At 68.2% G+C, this 17,452-nt stretch carries 11 protein-coding genes and 1 pseudogene; all 12 read left to right on the top strand.

The window, feature by feature from the left end; translation table 11 throughout:
- Positions 1-25: 25 nt before the first annotated feature.
- On the top strand, positions 26-862 hold the full coding sequence (gene nusG / locus EMA09_RS11815) for a transcription termination/antitermination protein NusG (protein ID WP_129841019.1): 837 nt from the start codon (positions 26-28) through the stop codon (positions 860-862).
- Between the two features lie 151 nt (positions 863-1,013).
- Positions 1,014-1,445 (top strand): 50S ribosomal protein L11, encoded by a 432-nt coding sequence (rplK, locus tag EMA09_RS11810; RefSeq protein WP_077059571.1) that lies wholly within the window; start codon positions 1,014-1,016, stop codon positions 1,443-1,445.
- Positions 1,446-1,527: 82 nt separating this feature from the next.
- Positions 1,528-2,244 carry a 50S ribosomal protein L1 gene (gene rplA, locus EMA09_RS11805; RefSeq protein WP_129841018.1) on the top strand — a complete coding sequence of 239 codons (717 nt, stop codon included), beginning with the start codon at positions 1,528-1,530 and terminating at the stop codon, positions 2,242-2,244.
- 159 nt (positions 2,245-2,403) lie between these two features.
- Entirely contained in the window at positions 2,404-3,366 is a 963-nt protein-coding gene (locus EMA09_RS11800; protein WP_129841017.1) for a hypothetical protein, read from the top strand.
- Between the two features lie 331 nt (positions 3,367-3,697).
- A complete protein-coding gene (gene rplJ / locus EMA09_RS11795) occupies positions 3,698-4,243 on the top strand; it encodes a 50S ribosomal protein L10 (RefSeq protein ID WP_129841016.1) in 546 nt (181 codons plus the stop codon).
- Between the two features lie 78 nt (positions 4,244-4,321).
- Positions 4,322-4,708 carry a 50S ribosomal protein L7/L12 gene (gene rplL / locus EMA09_RS11790; protein ID WP_129841015.1) on the top strand — a complete coding sequence of 129 codons (387 nt, stop codon included), beginning with the start codon at positions 4,322-4,324 and terminating at the stop codon, positions 4,706-4,708.
- 468 nt (positions 4,709-5,176) lie between these two features.
- Positions 5,177-8,661 (top strand): annotated as a pseudogene (gene rpoB / locus EMA09_RS11785) (DNA-directed RNA polymerase subunit beta).
- A 97-nt stretch (positions 8,662-8,758) separates the two neighbouring features.
- The gene (locus tag EMA09_RS11780) at positions 8,759-12,667 is read left to right on the top strand and encodes a DNA-directed RNA polymerase subunit beta' (protein ID WP_129841014.1); all 3,909 of its coding nucleotides are present in this window, start codon (positions 8,759-8,761) and stop codon (positions 12,665-12,667) included.
- Between the two features lie 357 nt (positions 12,668-13,024).
- Positions 13,025-13,396 (top strand): 30S ribosomal protein S12, encoded by a 372-nt coding sequence (gene rpsL, locus EMA09_RS11775; protein ID WP_049572471.1) that lies wholly within the window; start codon positions 13,025-13,027, stop codon positions 13,394-13,396.
- A gap of 2 nt (positions 13,397-13,398) precedes the next feature.
- The gene (rpsG, locus tag EMA09_RS11770) at positions 13,399-13,869 is read left to right on the top strand and encodes a 30S ribosomal protein S7 (RefSeq protein ID WP_129841013.1); all 471 of its coding nucleotides are present in this window, start codon (positions 13,399-13,401) and stop codon (positions 13,867-13,869) included.
- Positions 13,870-13,906: 37 nt separating this feature from the next.
- Positions 13,907-16,027 (top strand): elongation factor G, encoded by a 2,121-nt coding sequence (gene fusA / locus EMA09_RS11765; protein WP_129841012.1) that lies wholly within the window; start codon positions 13,907-13,909, stop codon positions 16,025-16,027.
- Between the two features lie 175 nt (positions 16,028-16,202).
- On the top strand, positions 16,203-17,396 hold the full coding sequence (tuf, locus tag EMA09_RS11760; RefSeq protein ID WP_129841011.1) for an elongation factor Tu: 1,194 nt from the start codon (positions 16,203-16,205) through the stop codon (positions 17,394-17,396).
- Positions 17,397-17,452: the final 56 nt, after the last annotated feature.

Below are 17,452 nucleotides of genomic sequence, written 5' to 3'. Positions count from 1 at the left end.
GGAAGCGCAGGAAGAAGCAGCAATCGTGTCTGACCCGTACCGCAACGACGCCGCGTCCCCCGAGACCGAGGCCGACGAGACCGCAGGCGACCTCGTCGATGAGGCGGACACCGCCCACGCGGACGAGCCCGGCGCGGACGAGGCTGCCGAGCCCGAAGCCGCCGAGGACGAGGCGGCCGAGGACGCCGAGCCCGGCGACGACGCGGAAGAGGCCGAGGCGGCCGACGAGGAGCCCGAGGAGACGGAGCCGGTCGACCCGGTGGCCCAGCTCCGCGAGGAACTGCGCACGCTCCCCGGCGAGTGGTACGTGATCCACACCTACGCGGGCTACGAGAACCGCGTGAAGACCAACCTCGAACAGCGCGCCGTCTCCCTCAACGTCGAGGACTACATCTTCCAGGTCGAGGTGCCGCAGGAAGAGGTCGTCCAGATCAAGAACGGCGACCGCCGCACCATCAAGCAGAACAAGCTCCCCAGTTACGTCCTCGTCCGCATGGACCTGACGAACGAGTCCTGGGGCGTCGTCCGCAACACCCCGGGCGTCACCGGCTTCGTGGGCAACGCCTACGACCCGTACCCGCTCACCCTCGACGAGATCGTGAAGATGCTCGCGCCCGAGGTCGAGCAGAAGGCCGCCGAGGCGGCGGCCGAGGGCGGCGCGGCGGCCGGCCGCAAGGTCGAGGTGCAGGTCCTGGACTTCGAGGTCGGCGACTCCGTCACCGTCACGGACGGCCCGTTCGCCACGCTCCAGGCCACGATCAACGAGATCAACCCCGACTCCAAGAAGGTCAAGGGCCTCGTCGAGATCTTCGGCCGCGAGACCCCGGTCGAGCTGAGCTTCGACCAGATCCAGAAGAACTGAGCCACGGGATTCGGTCCGGCCGGTGCCCAGGGGGGCGCCGGCCGGATTTTGGCCGTAAGGCGGTACCCGTTACCGTGGTCCGGTATGCCTCCGGCCGACGAGCCCGTCCGGCGGCACTCCCAACACACAGCAGAGGTAGAGGACCCGACACATGCCTCCCAGGAAAAAGGTCACCGGGCTGATCAAGCTCCAGATCCAGGCCGGCGCCGCGAACCCCGCGCCGCCCGTCGGTCCGGCGCTCGGCCAGCACGGCGTCAACATCATGGAGTTCTGCAAGGCCTACAACGCGGCGACCGAGTCGCAGCGCGGCTGGGTCATCCCGGTGGAGATCACGGTCTACGAGGACCGCTCCTTCACCTTCATCACGAAGACCCCGCCGGCCGCGAAGATGATCCTCAAGGCCGCGGGCGTGGAGAAGGGCTCCGGCGAGCCCCACAAGACCAAGGTCGCCAAGATCACGCGCGACCAGGTCCGGGAGATCGCCACCACCAAGATGCCCGACCTGAACGCCAACGACCTGGACGCCGCCGAGAAGATCATCGCCGGCACCGCCCGTTCCATGGGCGTCACCGTCGAGGGCTGAGCGCCTCCCGGCACGTCCCCCTTCTCCCGTGGCAGGGCCCGCGCTGGCCCGTACCACGACTCCCGACCAGCTTGGAGCAGCAGTGAAGCGCAGCAAAAACCTCCGCAGCGCGGACGCCCGGATCGACCGGACCAGCGTCTACGCGCCCCTGGAGGCCGTCCGTCTCGCCAAGGACACCTCGACCGCCAAGTTCGACGCGACCGTCGAGGTCGCCATGCGCCTGGGTGTGGACCCGCGCAAGGCCGACCAGATGGTCCGCGGCACCGTCAACCTCCCGCACGGCACCGGCAAGACCGCCCGGGTCCTGGTCTTCGCGACCGGTGACCGTGCCGCGGCGGCGGAGGCCGCGGGCGCCGACCACGTCGGCTCCGACGAACTGATCGAGCGTGTCGCCGGCGGCTGGCTGGACTTCGACGCCGTCGTCGCCACCCCGGACCTCATGGGCAAGGTCGGCCGCCTCGGCCGTGTCCTCGGTCCGCGCGGTCTGATGCCGAACCCGAAGACCGGCACCGTCACCCCCGATGTCGCCAAGGCCGTCACCGACATCAAGGGCGGCAAGATCGAGTTCCGCGTGGACAAGCACGCGAACCTCCACTTCATCATCGGCAAGGTGTCCTTCGACGAGCGTCTGCTCGTCGAGAACTACGCCGCCGCCCTGGAGGAGATCCTGCGCCTGAAGCCGTCCGCGGCGAAGGGCCGGTACCTCAAGAAGGCCGTCATCAGCACGACGATCGGCCCCGGCATCCCGGTGGACACCAACCGCACCCGCGACCTGCTCACCGAGGACTCCCTCGTCTGACGCACGCCGCGACAGCAACACCGAGACCGCCCCCGCGCCCCGTGGCGCGGGGGCGGTTCCCGTGTTCCCCCGGAACACCGCCGTATGCGGGGAGTAACCGTCCACATCCCGTGGAAGACGAGCATGCACGACACCCGACCACGGTCTGAGGGGACAGACATGCGATCGACACGTGTGCGCTCGTGGACGCGGACCACCGCCCTGGGAGGCGCCGCCGTGCTGCTGCTGGCCGGTACGGCCGCCTGCGGGGGCGGGGGCGACGACGAGTCCGGCGGTGGCGGCGACAGCGGTTCGGCGGCCTCGGAGGGGGCGGGAGGAGACGGCGGGTCGGGGGACGCGGCCGAGGCGGTCCGCGCGGCGGCCGACAGCGCTGACGGCACGCGGTCCGCCGCGTTCGACGCGACCCTGACCGGCTCCGACGCCATGGGCGGCGAGGTGCGGTTCAGCGGCGACATGGCCTGGGGCGACGAGCCCGCGCTCGACGCGACGATCGAGGGCGCCGCCCTCGGCGGCGGCGGGACCGGCGCGCCGGACAGCCTCCCGGTGCTGTGGCAGGGCGACACGATGTGGGCCGACCTGGGCGACACCCTGGCCGAGTCCTTCGACGGCCGCCACTGGCTGCGCATCGACCTGGCCGAGCTGGCCGAGGAGGCCGAGCGGGACGGCGACGACGCGCTCGCCCGCGGGCTGGCCGACGGCATGGCCACGGCCGCCCAGGACCCGGGGCGGCAGATCGCGCTCCTGCTGTCGTCGCCGGAGATCGAGTCCGCCGGCGAGGAGGAGGTCGGCGGCGAGGAGGCCGAGCACTACCGGGGCACCGTCACGGTCGAGGAGGCCCTGTCCGCCGGCGGCGGGGACGGGCTCACCGAGGAGCAGCGCGAGCAGCTCACCGAGACCGCCGAGCAGCAGGGCATCGACAGCTACACGATCGACGTGTGGGTGAACGAGGACGACTTCCCGGTGCGTCTGCGCCAGGAGTACGAGACGAACGCCGGGCCGGTGACGTACGAGATCACCTACAGCGACTTCGGCACCGAGGTGGACGTCCAGCCGCCCGTCGACGGCGAGACGGTGAGCATCGCGGAGCTGGCCGAGTCCTCGTCGGACACGCAGGCGGGCTGAGCGCCCCGCCGGGTCCCGTTCGTGCCCGCCGCCGGATTTGCGTCGGCGGCGGGCACTGGCCTACCCTTCCTGTGAAGCCAAAGACCGCTGGTTGCCGTCGTGCGTCCGTACGGATGTGCGAGGGCCGAAGGATCCGCTGATGCGGGCGACCTGCGCAGGTGTTCGTGCATGACCTCCAGGCGCTCATGGCAGACCCGGTGTCCACCCCCGGGCCGTCGTACGAGCCCGGACCGTCCGCCCCGAGCGCCAGCGCCGGGGCGTTTCGTTTGCGTCCAGCTCCCTTCCGTGCGGTTCGAATCACCCGGAAAGTCCCGGAAGGAGGGCCGAGGTTATGGCGAGCACCGACAAGGGCGCGGCGGTTGCGGAGATCAAGGAGAAGTTCGAGAACTCCCACGCGGCCGTCGTCACCGCGTACACCGGTCTCACCGTGGCCCAGCTCAAGCAGCTGCGCCGTTCACTCGGTGAGAACGCCCAGTACCGTGTGGCGAAGAACACGCTGAGCAAGATCGCGGCCAACGAGGCCGGGGTCACCGGGCTCGACGAGTTCTTCAAGGGCTCCACGGCCGTCGCGTTCGTGACCGGTGACCCGGTCGAGACGGCGAAGGGCCTGCGCAACTTCGCCAAGGAGAACCCCGCGCTCGTCATCAAGGGCGGTGTCCTCGACGGCAAGCCCCTGAGCGCGGCGGAGATCGAGAAGCTCGCGGACCTCGAGTCCCGCGAGGTGCTGCTGGCCAAGCTGGCCGGCGGCATGAAGGCGTCCATGGCCAAGGCCGCGGCGACCTTCCAGGCCCCGCTCACGAAGTTCGTCCGCACCGCGGACGCGCTGCGCGAGAAGGTCGAAAAGGGCGGTTCCGGCGAGGCCACTCCGTCGGAGTAGGCAGACGCCGCCCGCACCACCCCCGGTTGTGTTCCCGGCACCCGCCGAGGGACCCAGAGACATGGAAGGACCGCCATCATGGCGAAGCTGAGCCAGGACGAGCTGCTCGAAGAGTTTGCCGGCATGACCCTGCTGGAGCTGTCGGACTTCGTGAAGAAGTTCGAGGAGAAGTTCGACGTCGAGGCCGCCGCGCCGGCCGCCGTCGCCCTGCCCGCCCAGGGTGGTGGCGCCGCCGCCGAGGCCGAGCCGGAGAAGGACGAGTTCGACGTCGTCCTCACCAGCGCCGGTGACAAGAAGATCCAGGTCATCAAGGTCGTGCGCGAGCTGACCTCCCTGGGTCTGAAGGAGGCCAAGGAGCTGGTGGACGGCGCCCCGAAGCCCGTCCTCGAGAAGGTCAACAAGGAGGCCGCCGACAAGGCCAAGGAGTCCCTCGAGGGCGCCGGCGCCGGTGTCGAGGTCAAGTGACCCTCTGCCGCTGACGCGACAGCGGCCCCCTGCCGTCCGGCGGGGGGCCTCCCAGGGGCGATCACCCAGCAGGGTGATCGCCCCTGGGCGTTGTGGCGGCCGCCTCCTTGCCCCCGCCGGGGAGGCGGGTATGGTGATCTTCGGTCACCCCGGGGGCCTTGACGAACCGGAGCGGGCGCGCGATTCTCAGGTCGCGCCGCCGGAACGGTTCATGATCCGAGGCATGGATGTCCGGCGGAGTGGGAAGTGATGCGGCAGGAAGATCCGCGGCCGGCGACCGAGGCGGCCGGGCGTGGATCACGGAAGGCACGGCACGAGGACACCGAGGGCTCGTTGGTCGATAGAGGCATTGGACATCAGTGGGCCTTGTGGCTACACTGACCCTTTGCGCTGCCTAGCTGCTCCCTGCCCGTCACCAGGGGGGCCGGTACGCGCGCAGAGAGTCCGAGCCCTCGGAAGGACCCCCTCTTGGCCGCCTCGCGCAACGCCTCGACCAACAGTACGAATAACGGCACCAGCACCGCACCCCTGCGTGTCTCTTTTGCGAAGATCAAGGAGCCTCTCGAGGTTCCGAATCTCCTTGCGCTGCAGACCGAGAGCTTTGACTGGCTCCTCGGCAACGACGCCTGGAAAGCCCGCGTCGAGGCCGCGCTTGACAGTGGACAGGACGTTCCCCGGAAGTCCGGTCTGGAGGAGATCTTCGAGGAGATCTCCCCGATCGAGGACTTCTCCGGGTCCATGTCCCTGACGTTCCGGGACCACCGTTTCGAGCCGCCGAAGAACTCGATCGACGAGTGCAAGGAGCGCGACTTCACGTACGCCGCGCCGCTCTTCGTCACCGCCGAGTTCACGAACAACGAGACCGGTGAGATCAAGTCCCAGACGGTGTTCATGGGCGACTTCCCGCTCATGACGGACAAGGGCACCTTCTGCATCAACGGTACCGAGCGCGTCGTCGTCTCGCAGCTCGTCCGTTCCCCGGGCGTCTACTTCGACAGCAGCATCGACAAGACCTCGGACAAGGACCTCTTCTCCGCCAAGATCATCCCGTCCCGGGGTGCCTGGCTGGAGATGGAGATCGACAAGCGCGACATGGTCGGCGTGCGCATCGACCGCAAGCGCAAGCAGTCCGTCACCGTGCTGCTGAAGGCCCTGGGCTGGACCTCGGACCAGATCCTCGAGGAGTTCGGCGACTACGAGTCGATGCGCGCCACCCTGGAGAAGGACCACACCCAGGGGCAGGACGACGCGCTGCTCGACATCTACCGCAAGCTCCGTCCGGGCGAGCCGCCGACCCGCGAGGCCGCGCAGACCCTCCTGGAGAACCTGTACTTCAACCCGAAGCGGTACGACCTGGCCAAGGTCGGCCGGTACAAGATCAACAAGAAGCTCGGCGGTGACGAGCCGCTGGACGCCGGTGTCCTGACCGTCGAGGACATCGTCGCCACGATCAAGTACCTGGTCCGCCTGCACGCCGGTGAGACGGAGACCACCACCTCCGCGGGCCGGACGATCGTCGTCGAGACCGACGACATCGACCACTTCGGCAACCGCCGCCTGCGCAACGTCGGCGAGCTCATCCAGAACCAGGTCCGCACCGGCCTGGCCCGCATGGAGCGCGTCGTCCGCGAGCGCATGACCACCCAGGACGTCGAGGCGATCACGCCCCAGACCCTGATCAACATCCGGCCGGTCGTCGCCTCCATCAAGGAGTTCTTCGGCACCAGCCAGCTCTCCCAGTTCATGGACCAGACCAACCCGCTCTCCGGGCTCACCCACAAGCGCCGCCTGTCGGCGCTGGGTCCCGGCGGCCTCAGCCGTGAGCGGGCCGGCCTGGAGGTCCGTGACGTGCACCCCTCGCACTACGGCCGCATGTGCCCGATCGAGACCCCGAGGGTCCGAACATCGGCCTCATCGGCTCGCTGGCCGCCTTCGGCCGGGTCAACGCGTTCGGCTTCGTCGAGACCCCGTACCGCAAGGTCACCGAGGGCGTCGTCACCGACGAGGTCAACTACCTGACCGCCGACGAGGAGGACCGGTTCGTCATCGCCCAGGCGAACGCCCGCCTGACCGACGACTACCGCTTCGCCGAGTCCCGCGTCCTGGTCCGCCGCCGCGGCGGTGAGGTCGACTACGTGCCGGGCACCGAGGTCGACTACATGGACGTCTCGCCGCGCCAGATGGTGTCGGTCGCGACCGCCATGATCCCGTTCCTCGAGCACGACGACGCGAACCGCGCCCTCATGGGCTCGAACATGATGCGCCAGGCCGTGCCGCTCATCCAGGCCGAGGCGCCGCTGGTCGGCACCGGCATGGAGTACCGCTCGGCCGTGGACGCCGGCGACGTCATCAAGGCCGACCGGGACGGCGTCATCACCGACGTCTCGGCCGACTACATCACCGTCCAGTACGACGACGGCACCAACGTCACGCACCGGCTGGCGAAGTTCCACCGCTCCAACCAGGGCACCTCCTTCAACCAGAAGGTCCTGGTCGAGGAGGGCGACCGCGTCGTGACCGGCCAGGTCATCGCCGACGGCCCGTCCACCGAGCGCGGTGAGATGGCCCTCGGCAAGAACCTGCTCGTCGCGTTCATGCCGTGGGAGGGCTACAACTACGAGGACGCGATCATCCTCTCCCAGCGCCTGGTGCAGGACGACGTCCTCTCCTCGATCCACATCGAGGAGCACGAGGTCGACGCCCGCGACACCAAGCTCGGCCCCGAGGAGATCACCCGGGACATCCCGAACGTCTCCGAGGAGGTCCTCGCCGACCTCGACGACCGCGGCATCATCCGCATCGGCGCCGAGGTCGAGGCCGGCGACATCCTGGTCGGCAAGGTCACCCCGAAGGGCGAGACCGAGCTGACCCCGGAGGAGCGCCTGCTGCGCGCCATCTTCGGCGAGAAGGCCCGTGAGGTCCGCGACACCTCCCTGAAGGTGCCGCACGGCGAGACCGGCAAGGTCATCGGCGTGCGCGTCTTCGACCGCGAGGAGGGCGACGAGCTGCCGCCCGGCGTGAACCAGCTCGTCCGCGTCTACGTGGCCCAGAAGCGCAAGATCACCGACGGTGACAAGCTCGCCGGCCGCCACGGCAACAAGGGCGTCATCTCCAAGATCCTGCCCGTCGAGGACATGCCGTTCATGGAGGACGGCACCCCGGTGGACATCATCCTGAACCCGCTGGGCGTCCCCTCCCGCATGAACCCGGGCCAGGTCCTGGAGATCCACCTCGGGTGGCTCGCCTCCCAGGGCTGGAAGGTCGAGGGCACCGACGCGGAGTGGAAGGAGCGCCTCGCCGCCATCGGCGCCGACGACGTCGACCCCGGCACGAACGTCGCCACCCCGGTGTTCGACGGCGCCCGCGAGGACGAGATGGCCGGCCTCTTCGAGTCCACCATCCCGAACCGCGACGGCGACCGCCTGGTCCTGCCGTCCGGCAAGGCGCGGCTGTACGACGGCCGGTCCGGGGAGCCGTTCCCCGACCCGATCTCCATCGGCTACATGTACATCCTCAAGCTGCACCACCTCGTGGACGACAAGCTGCACGCCAGGTCCACCGGACCGTACTCGATGATCACCCAGCAGCCGCTGGGTGGTAAGGCCCAGTTCGGCGGTCAGCGCTTCGGCGAGATGGAGGTGTGGGCGCTGGAGGCGTACGGCGCCGCCTACGCCCTCCAGGAACTCCTGACGATCAAGTCCGACGACGTGACCGGCCGCGTGAAGGTCTACGAGGCCATCGTCAAGGGCGAGAACATCCCGGAGCCCGGCATCCCGGAGTCCTTCAAGGTGCTCATCAAGGAGATGCAGTCCCTGTGCCTCAACGTGGAGGTGCTGTCCAGCGACGGCATGTCCATCGAGATGCGCGACACCGACGAGGACGTCTTCCGCGCCGCGGAGGAGCTCGGCATCGACCTGTCCCGGCGCGAGCCGAGCAGCGTCGAAGAGGTCTGACGGGTCCGGCCGGGGAGGCGCCGCGACACGGCCTCCCCGGCCAGCCCCGGGACCCCGTTCAGACCACCACACACGACCCTGAGAGGGATTGACGAGAGTGCTCGACGTCAACTTCTTCGACGAGCTGCGGATCGGCCTGGCCACCGCTGACGACATCCGTCAGTGGTCGCACGGCGAGGTCAAGAAGCCGGAGACCATCAACTACCGCACCCTCAAGCCCGAGAAGGACGGCCTCTTCTGCGAGAAGATCTTCGGCCCCACCCGGGACTGGGAGTGCTACTGCGGCAAGTACAAGCGTGTCCGCTTCAAGGGCATCATCTGTGAGCGCTGCGGCGTCGAGGTGACCCGCGCCAAGGTGCGCCGTGAGCGGATGGGCCACATCGAGCTGGCCGCGCCCGTCACCCACATCTGGTACTTCAAGGGCGTCCCCTCGCGCCTCGGCTACCTGCTCGACCTGGCGCCGAAGGACCTGGAGAAGGTCATCTACTTCGCCGCGTACATGATCACGTACGTGGACGAGGAGCGCCGCACCCGCGACCTGCCCTCCCTGGAGGCGCAGATCTCCGTCGAGCGCCAGCAGATCGAGCAGCGCCGCGACGCCGACCTGGAGACCCGCGCCAAGAAGCAGGAGGCGGACCTCGCCGAGCTGGAGGCCGAGGGCGCCAAGGCCGACGCGCGCCGCAAGGTGCGCGAGGGCGCCGAGCGCGAGATGAAGCAGCTCCGCGACCGCGCGCAGCGCGAGCTTGACCGTCTGGAAGAGGTCTGGACCCGCTTCAAGAACCTCAAGGTCCAGGACCTGGAGGGCGACGAGCTGCTCTACCGCGAGCTGCGTGACCGCTTCGGCACGTACTTCGACGGGTCGATGGGTGCCGCGGCGCTGCAGAAGCGCCTGGAGACCTTCGACCTGGAGGAGGAGGCCGAGCGGCTGCGGGAGATCATCCGCACCGGCAAGGGCCAGAAGAAGACCCGTGCCCTGAAGCGGCTGAAGGTCGTCTCGCCGTTCCTGCAGACCTCGAACAGCCCGAAGGGCATGGTCCTGGACTGCGTCCCGGTCATCCCGCCGGACCTGCGCCCGATGGTGCAGCTCGACGGTGGCCGCTTCGCGACCTCCGACCTGAACGACCTGTACCGCCGCGTCATCAACCGGAACAACCGCCTGAAGCGCCTTCTCGACCTCGGTGCCCCCGAGATCATCGTGAACAACGAGAAGCGCATGCTCCAGGAGGCCGTGGACGCGCTGTTCGACAACGGCCGGCGCGGCCGTCCGGTCACCGGCCCCGGCAACCGTCCGCTGAAGTCGCTGTCCGACATGCTCAAGGGCAAGCAGGGCCGCTTCCGCCAGAACCTGCTGGGCAAGCGCGTGGACTACTCCGCGCGTTCCGTGATCGTCGTCGGACCGCAGCTCAAGCTGCACCAGTGCGGTCTGCCGAAGGCGATGGCGCTTGAGCTGTTCAAGCCGTTCGTGATGAAGCGCCTGGTGGACCTCAACCACGCGCAGAACATCAAGTCGGCCAAGCGCATGGTCGAGCGCCAGCGCACCGTCGTGTACGACGTCCTCGAAGAGGTCATCGCCGAGCACCCGGTGCTGCTGAACCGCGCCCCGACCCTGCACCGCCTCGGCATCCAGGCGTTCGAGCCGCAGCTCGTCGAGGGCAAGGCCATCCAGATCCACCCGCTCGTGTGCACCGCGTTCAACGCGGACTTCGACGGCGACCAGATGGCCGTGCACCTGCCGCTGTCGGCGGAGGCGCAGGCCGAGGCCCGCATCCTCATGCTGTCCTCGAACAACATCCTGAAGCCGGCGGACGGCCGGCCGGTGACCATGCCCACCCAGGACATGGTGCTCGGCCTGTTCTTCCTCACGACGGACGAGGAAGAGCGCGAGGTCAAGGGCGAGGGCAGGTCGTTCGCCTCCACCGCCGAGGCGATCATGGCGTTCGACGCCGGGGAGCTGTCGCTCCAGGCGAAGATCGACATCCGCTTCCCGGTGGGCTCGGTGCCGCCCCGCGGCTGGACCCCGCCGGCCCCGGCCGACGAGGACGGCCAGGGCGCCGAGTGGCAGCCGGGCGACAGCTTCCGGATGCGCACCACGCTGGGCCGGGCGCTCTTCAACGAGCTCCTGCCCGAGGACTACCCGTTCATCGACCGGTCCGTGGGCAAGAAGCAGCTCTCCCAGATCGTCAACGACCTGGCCGAGCGCTACCCGAAGGTCATCGTCGCCGCCACCCTGGACAACCTGAAGTCCGCCGGTTACCACTGGGCCACGCGCTCCGGTGTCACCGTCGCGGTCTCCGACATCGTCGTGCCGCCGGTCAAGAAGGACATCCTGGCCAACTACGAGGCGCTCGACGAGAAGGTCCAGAAGCAGTACGAGCGCGGCCTCATCACCAAGGACGAGCGCACCCAGGAGCTGATCCGCATCTGGACCCTGGCGACCAACGAGGTCGCCGAGGCCATGAGCGAGAACTTCCCGAAGGTCAACCCGATCTTCATGATGGTCGACTCCGGCGCCCGCGGAAACATGATGCAGATGCGTCAGATCGCGGGTATGCGCGGCCTCGTCTCCAACGCGAAGAACGAGACGATCCCGCGTCCGATCAAGGCGTCGTTCCGCGAGGGCCTCACCGTGCTGGAGTACTTCATCTCCACGCACGGCGCCCGCAAGGGTCTCGCCGACACCGCCCTGCGCACCGCCGACTCCGGGTACCTGACCCGTCGTCTGGTGGACGTGTCGCAGGACGTGATCATCCGCGAGGAGGACTGCGGCACCGAGCGCGGGCTCAAGCTCGTCATCGCGGCCAAGGGTCCCGACGGCGTGCTGCGCAAGGCGGAGGACGTCGAGAGCAGCGTGTACGCCCGCTGCCTCGCCGAGGACATCGTCGTGGACGGCAAGGTGCTGGCGCCCGCCGGCACCGACCTGGGCGACGTGCTCATCGACGAGCTGGTCGGTCACGGCGTCGAGACGGTGAAGACCCGTTCCGTCCTGACCTGCGAGTCGGCGGTCGGCACCTGCGCCATGTGCTACGGGCGCTCGCTCGCCACCGGCAAGCTGGTGGACATCGGCGAGGCGGTCGGCATCATCGCCGCCCAGTCGATCGGTGAGCCCGGCACGCAGCTCACGATGCGGACGTTCCACACCGGTGGTGTCGCCGGTGAGGACATCACGCAGGGTCTGCCGCGTGTGGTCGAGCTGTTCGAGGCCAGGTCGCCGAAGGGCGTCGCGCCGATCTCCGAGTCGGCGGGCCGCGTGCGGATCGAGGAGACCGAGAAGACCAAGAAGGTCGTCGTCACCCCGGACGACGGGTCCGACGAGACGTCCTACCCGGTCTCCAAGCGCGCCAGGCTGCTGGTGGGCGAGGGTGACCACGTCACGGTCGGCCAGCCGCTGACCGTCGGCGCGGCCAACCCGCACGACGTGCTGCGCATCCTCGGCCAGCGCGCGGTGCAGGTCTACCTGGTGGGCGAGGTCCAGAAGGTCTACAACTCCCAGGGTGTCGCGATCCACGACAAGCACATCGAGATCATCGTCCGGCAGATGCTGCGCCGGGTGACGATCATCGAGTCGGGCGACGCGGAGCTGCTGCCGGGCGAGCTGGTGGAGCGCTCGAAGTTCGAGAGCGAGAACCGGCGCGTCGTCGCCGAGGGCGGTCACCCCGCCTCCGGCCGTCCGCAGCTCATGGGCATCACCAAGGCGTCGCTGGCCACCGAGTCGTGGCTGTCGGCGGCGTCGTTCCAGGAGACGACCCGGGTGCTCACCGACGCGGCGATCAACGCCAAGTCGGACTCCCTGATCGGCCTCAAGGAGAACGTGATCATCGGTAAGCTCATCCCGGCCGGTACGGGCCTGTCCCGCTACCGCAACATCCGGGTCGAGCCGACCGAGGAGGCGAAGGCCGCGATGTACTCGGCCGTCGGTTACGACGACATCGACTACTCGCCCTTCGGCACGGGCTCCGGGCAGGCCGTCCCGCTGGAGGACTACGACTACGGTCCGTACCAGGGCTGAGCCGGCCCGCCGTCGCGCGTACGGCGTTCCACGGCCCGTCCGGGTGGCTTCCGAGCCGCCCGGGCGGGCCGTTCCGCGTGGTGGTGCCGTGGTGGCCGGAAGGGCCGTTCCGCCCGGCACGGGGGCTTGACGGATTCGTTTTGACCCCGGCGCGTGCGATAGGTACCCTCTGACCTTGTGCCTGGGGTGTCCCCTGCGCTTTTTCGCCGCAGTGCGGACTCCGGGATCTGCGCACCTCACCTCCCCGCCTCGCGAGGAGCGCGGTTGTCCGCAGTCTCTCCGACACACCCGACCGCGTGGGTCGGTGGTGGCCCAGGTTAGCTTCAACGAGATCGGCACAGAGAAACCGGAGATACGGTGCCAACGATCCAGCAGCTGGTCCGCAAGGGCCGGCAGGACAAGGTCGAGAAGAACAAGACGCCCGCGCTCGAGGGTTCGCCCCAGCGCCGCGGGGTCTGCACGCGTGTGTTCACGACGACCCCGAAGAAGCCGAACTCGGCCCTCCGCAAGGTCGCCCGTGTGCGACTGAGCAACGGGATCGAGGTCACGGCCTACATTCCGGGCGAGAACCACAACCTTCAGGAGCACTCCATCGTGCTGGTGCGCGGTGGCCGTGTGAAGGACCTGCCGGGTGTCCGTTACAAGATCATCCGCGGTTCCCTCGACACCCAGGGTGTCAAGAACCGCAAGCAGGCCCGCAGCCGCTACGGCGCCAAGAAGGAGAAGTAAGAATGCCTCGTAAGGGCCCTGCCCCGAAGCGTCCGGTTCACATCGACCCGGTCTACGGCTCCCCTCTGGTGACGTCGCTGATCAACAAGGTGCTGCTGAACGGCAAGCGCTCCACCGCCGAGCGCATCGTCTACGGCGCCATGGAGGGCCTGCGGGAGAAGACCGGCAACGACCCGGTCATCACCCTGAAGCGCGCCCTGGAGAACGTCAAGCCCACCATCGAGGTCAAGTCCCGCCGCGTCGGTGGCGCCACCTACCAGGTGCCGATCGAGGTCAAGCCGGGCCGTTCCTCCACCCTGGCCCTGCGCTGGCTGGTGGGCTACTCGCGCGCCCGTCGTGAGAAGACGATGACCGAGCGACTGATGAACGAGCTGCTCGACGCGTCGAACGGGCTGGGTGCCTCCGTCAAGAAGCGCGAGGACACCCACAAGATGGCCGAATCCAACAAGGCCTTCGCGCACTACCGCTGGTAGTCGCGCCCCATCGAGACCGAGAGAAGACTGAAGCCATATGGCTACCACTTCACTTGACTTGGCCAAGGTCCGCAACATCGGGATCATGGCCCACATCGACGCGGGCAAGACGACGACCACCGAGCGCATCCTGTACTACACCGGCATGAGCTACAAGATCGGTGAAGTTCACGACGGTGCCGCCACCACCGACTGGATGGAGCAGGAGCAGGAGCGCGGCATCACGATCACGTCCGCCGCCGTCACCTGTCACTGGCCCCTCGAGAACGTCGACCACACGATCAACATCATCGACACCCCGGGCCACGTCGACTTCACGGTCGAGGTGGAGCGCTCGCTGCGCGTCCTGGACGGTGCCGTCACGGTGTTCGACGGTGTCGCCGGCGTCGAGCCGCAGTCCGAGACGGTGTGGCGTCAGGCCGACCGCTACGGTGTGCCGCGTATCTGCTTCGTGAACAAGCTGGACCGCACGGGTGCGGACTTCTTCCGCTGCGTCGACATGATCGTCGACCGGCTGAAGGCCACCCCGCTGGTCATGCAGCTCCCGATCGGCGCCGAGGCCGGCTTCCAGGGCGTGGTCGACCTCGTCCGCATGAAGGCCCTCGTCTGGTCCGAGGAGACCAAGCTCGGCGAGATGTACGACGTCGTCGACATCCCGGCCGACCTCCAGGAGCAGGCCGAGGAGTGGCGCGGCAAGCTCGTCGAGGCCGTCGCCGAGAACGACGAGGAGATCATGGAGCTGTACCTGGAGGGCGAGGAGCTCTCCGAGGAGCAGCTGTACACGGCGATCCGCCGTGTCACCCTGGCCTCCACCGGCACCGGTGACACCACCGTGACCCCGGTGTTCTGCGGCACCGCGTTCAAGAACAAGGGCGTGCAGCCCCTGCTCGACGCAGTCGTGCGCTACCTGCCGTCGCCGCTGGACGTCGAGGCCGTCGAGGGCACCTCGCCCCGCAACCCCGACGAGGTCATCACGCGCCGGCCGTCCGAGGAGGAGCCGCTGGCCGCCCTGGCGTTCAAGATCGCCAGCGACCCGCACCTCGGCAAGCTCACCTTCATCCGGGTCTACTCCGGCGTGCTCCAGGCGGGCGCGCAGGTGCAGAACTCCGTGAAGGAGAAGAAGGAGCGCATCGGCAAGATCTACCGGATGCACGCCAACAAGCGTGAGGAGATCGACCGCGTCGGCGCCGGCGACATCGTCGCCGTCATGGGTCTGAAGCAGACCACGACCGGTGAGACCCTCGCGGACCCGGCGCACCCGGTGATCCTCGAGTCGATGGACTTCCCGGCCCCGGTCATCGAGGTCGCCATCGAGCCGAAGTCCAAGGGCGACCAGGAGAAGCTGGGTGTCGCCATCCAGCGCCTGGCCGAGGAGGACCCGTCCTTCCAGGTGAAGTCCGACCAGGAGACCGGTCAGACCATCATCTCGGGCATGGGCGAGCTTCACCTCGACATCCTCGTCGACCGGATGAAGCGCGAGTTCAAGGTCGAGGCCAACGTCGGCAAGCCGCAGGTGGCCTACCGCGAGACGCTGCGCAAGTCCGTCGAGCGGCTCGACTACACCCACAAGAAGCAGACGGGTGGTTCGGGCCAGTTCGCGAAGGTCCAGATCGCCCTGGAGCCCCTCGAGGGCGACGGGTACGAGTTCGAGAACAAGGTCACCGGTGGCCGCATCCCCAAGGAGTACATCCCCTCGGTGGACGCCGGCTGCCAGGAGGCGATGGAGTTCGGCGTGCTCGCCGGCTACCCGCTGACCGGTGTCAAGGTGACCCTGCTCGACGGCGCGTACCATGAGGTCGACTCGTCCGAGATGGCCTTCAAGATCGCCGGTTCCATGGCGTTCAAGGAAGCCGCGCGGAAGGCCGGCCCGGCCCTCCTCGAGCCGCTGATGGCCGTCGAGGTCACCACGCCCGAGGACTACATGGGCGATGTGATCGGTGACATCAACTCCCGCCGTGGCCAGATCCAGGCCATGGAGGACCGCAGTGGTGCCAAGGTCGTCAAGGCCCTGGTCCCGCTGTCGGAGATGTTCGGTTACGTCGGTGACCTCCGTTCCAAGACGTCGGGTCGCGCGAGCTACAGCATGCAGTTCGACTCCTACGGTGAGGTTCCGCGGAACGTCGCCGAGGAAATCATCGCGAAGGCCAAGGGCGAGTAACCCTTTAGGCTGGAGCCAGAGGGTGTCCGGGGGCCTCGCGCCCCCGGTCGCCCAGCCCTTCAGCGAAGCGGTCAAGGGCATCCCCCTCGGGGTCCTGACCGGTTCGGTCGATCATCCTGAAACCCGCTCGCGCACCGCGGACGGGCGTACAGCATCAGTCCACAGGAGGACCCCAGTGGCGAAGGCGAAGTTCGAGCGGACTAAGCCGCACGTCAACATTGGCACCATCGGTCACATCGACCACGGCAAGACGACGCTTACCGCGGCGATCACCAAGGTGCTGCACGACGCGTACCCGGACGTGAACGAGAGCTTCGCGTTCGAGAACATTGACAAGGCTCCCGAGGAGCGTCAGCGCGGTATCACGATCTCCATCGCGCACGTCGAGTACCAGACGGAGAACCGTCACTACGCTCACGTGGACTGCCCGGGTCACGCCGACTACATCAAGAACATGATCACCGGTGCCGCCCAGATGGACGGCGCCATCCTCGTGGTCGCCGCCACCGACGGCCCGATGCCGCAGACCAAGGAGCACGTGCTCCTGGCCCGCCAGGTCGGCGTTCCGTACATCGTCGTCGCGCTGAACAAGGCCGACATGGTGGACGACGAGGAGATCATGGAGCTCGTCGAGCTCGAGGTCCGTGAGCTCCTCACCGAGTACGAGTTCCCGGGCGACGACGTCCCCGTCGTCAAGGTCTCCGCGCTGAAGGCGCTGGAGGGCGACCCGGAGTGGGCCAAGAGCGTGCTCGAGCTCATGCAGGCCGTCGACGACGCGATCCCGCAGCCGGAGCGTGACGTCGACAAGCCGTTCCTGATGCCGATCGAGGACGTCTTCACGATCACCGGCCGCGGCACTGTCGTGACCGGCCGTATCGAGCGCGGCATCCTCAAGGTCAACGAGACCGTGGACATCATCGGTATCAAGGACGAGAAGGCGACGACCACCGTCACCGGTATCGAGATGTTCCGCAAGCTCCTCGACGAGGGTCGCGCGGGTGAGAACGTCGGTCTGCTCCTCCGCGGCATCAAGCGTGAGGACGTGGAGCGCGGTCAGGTCGTCATCAAGCCGGGTTCGGTCACGCCGCACACCGAGTTCGAGGCGACGGCCTACATCCTGTCGAAGGACGAGGGTGGCCGCCACACCCCGTTCTTCAACAACTACCGCCCGCAGTTCTACTTCCGCACGACGGACGTGACCGGTGTGGTGAACCTCCCCGAGGGCACCGAGATGGTCATGCCGGGCGACAACACCGACATGCGCGTCGAGCTGATCCAGCCCGTCGCCATGGAGGAGGGCCTGAAGTTCGCCATCCGCGAGGGTGGCCGGACCGTGGGCGCCGGCCAGGTCACCAAGATCATCAAGTGACCTGACGCCTCAGGGCGACCTGGACCCCACTCCCCGCACCGCGGGGGGTGGGGTTC

The sequence above is a fragment of the Streptomyces sp. RFCAC02 genome (genome assembly GCF_004193175.1).
Classification (GTDB): domain Bacteria; phylum Actinomycetota; class Actinomycetes; order Streptomycetales; family Streptomycetaceae; genus Streptomyces.
Note: the sequence above shows the minus strand (reverse complement) of the source record. Positions and strands in the feature narration are given on the sequence as shown.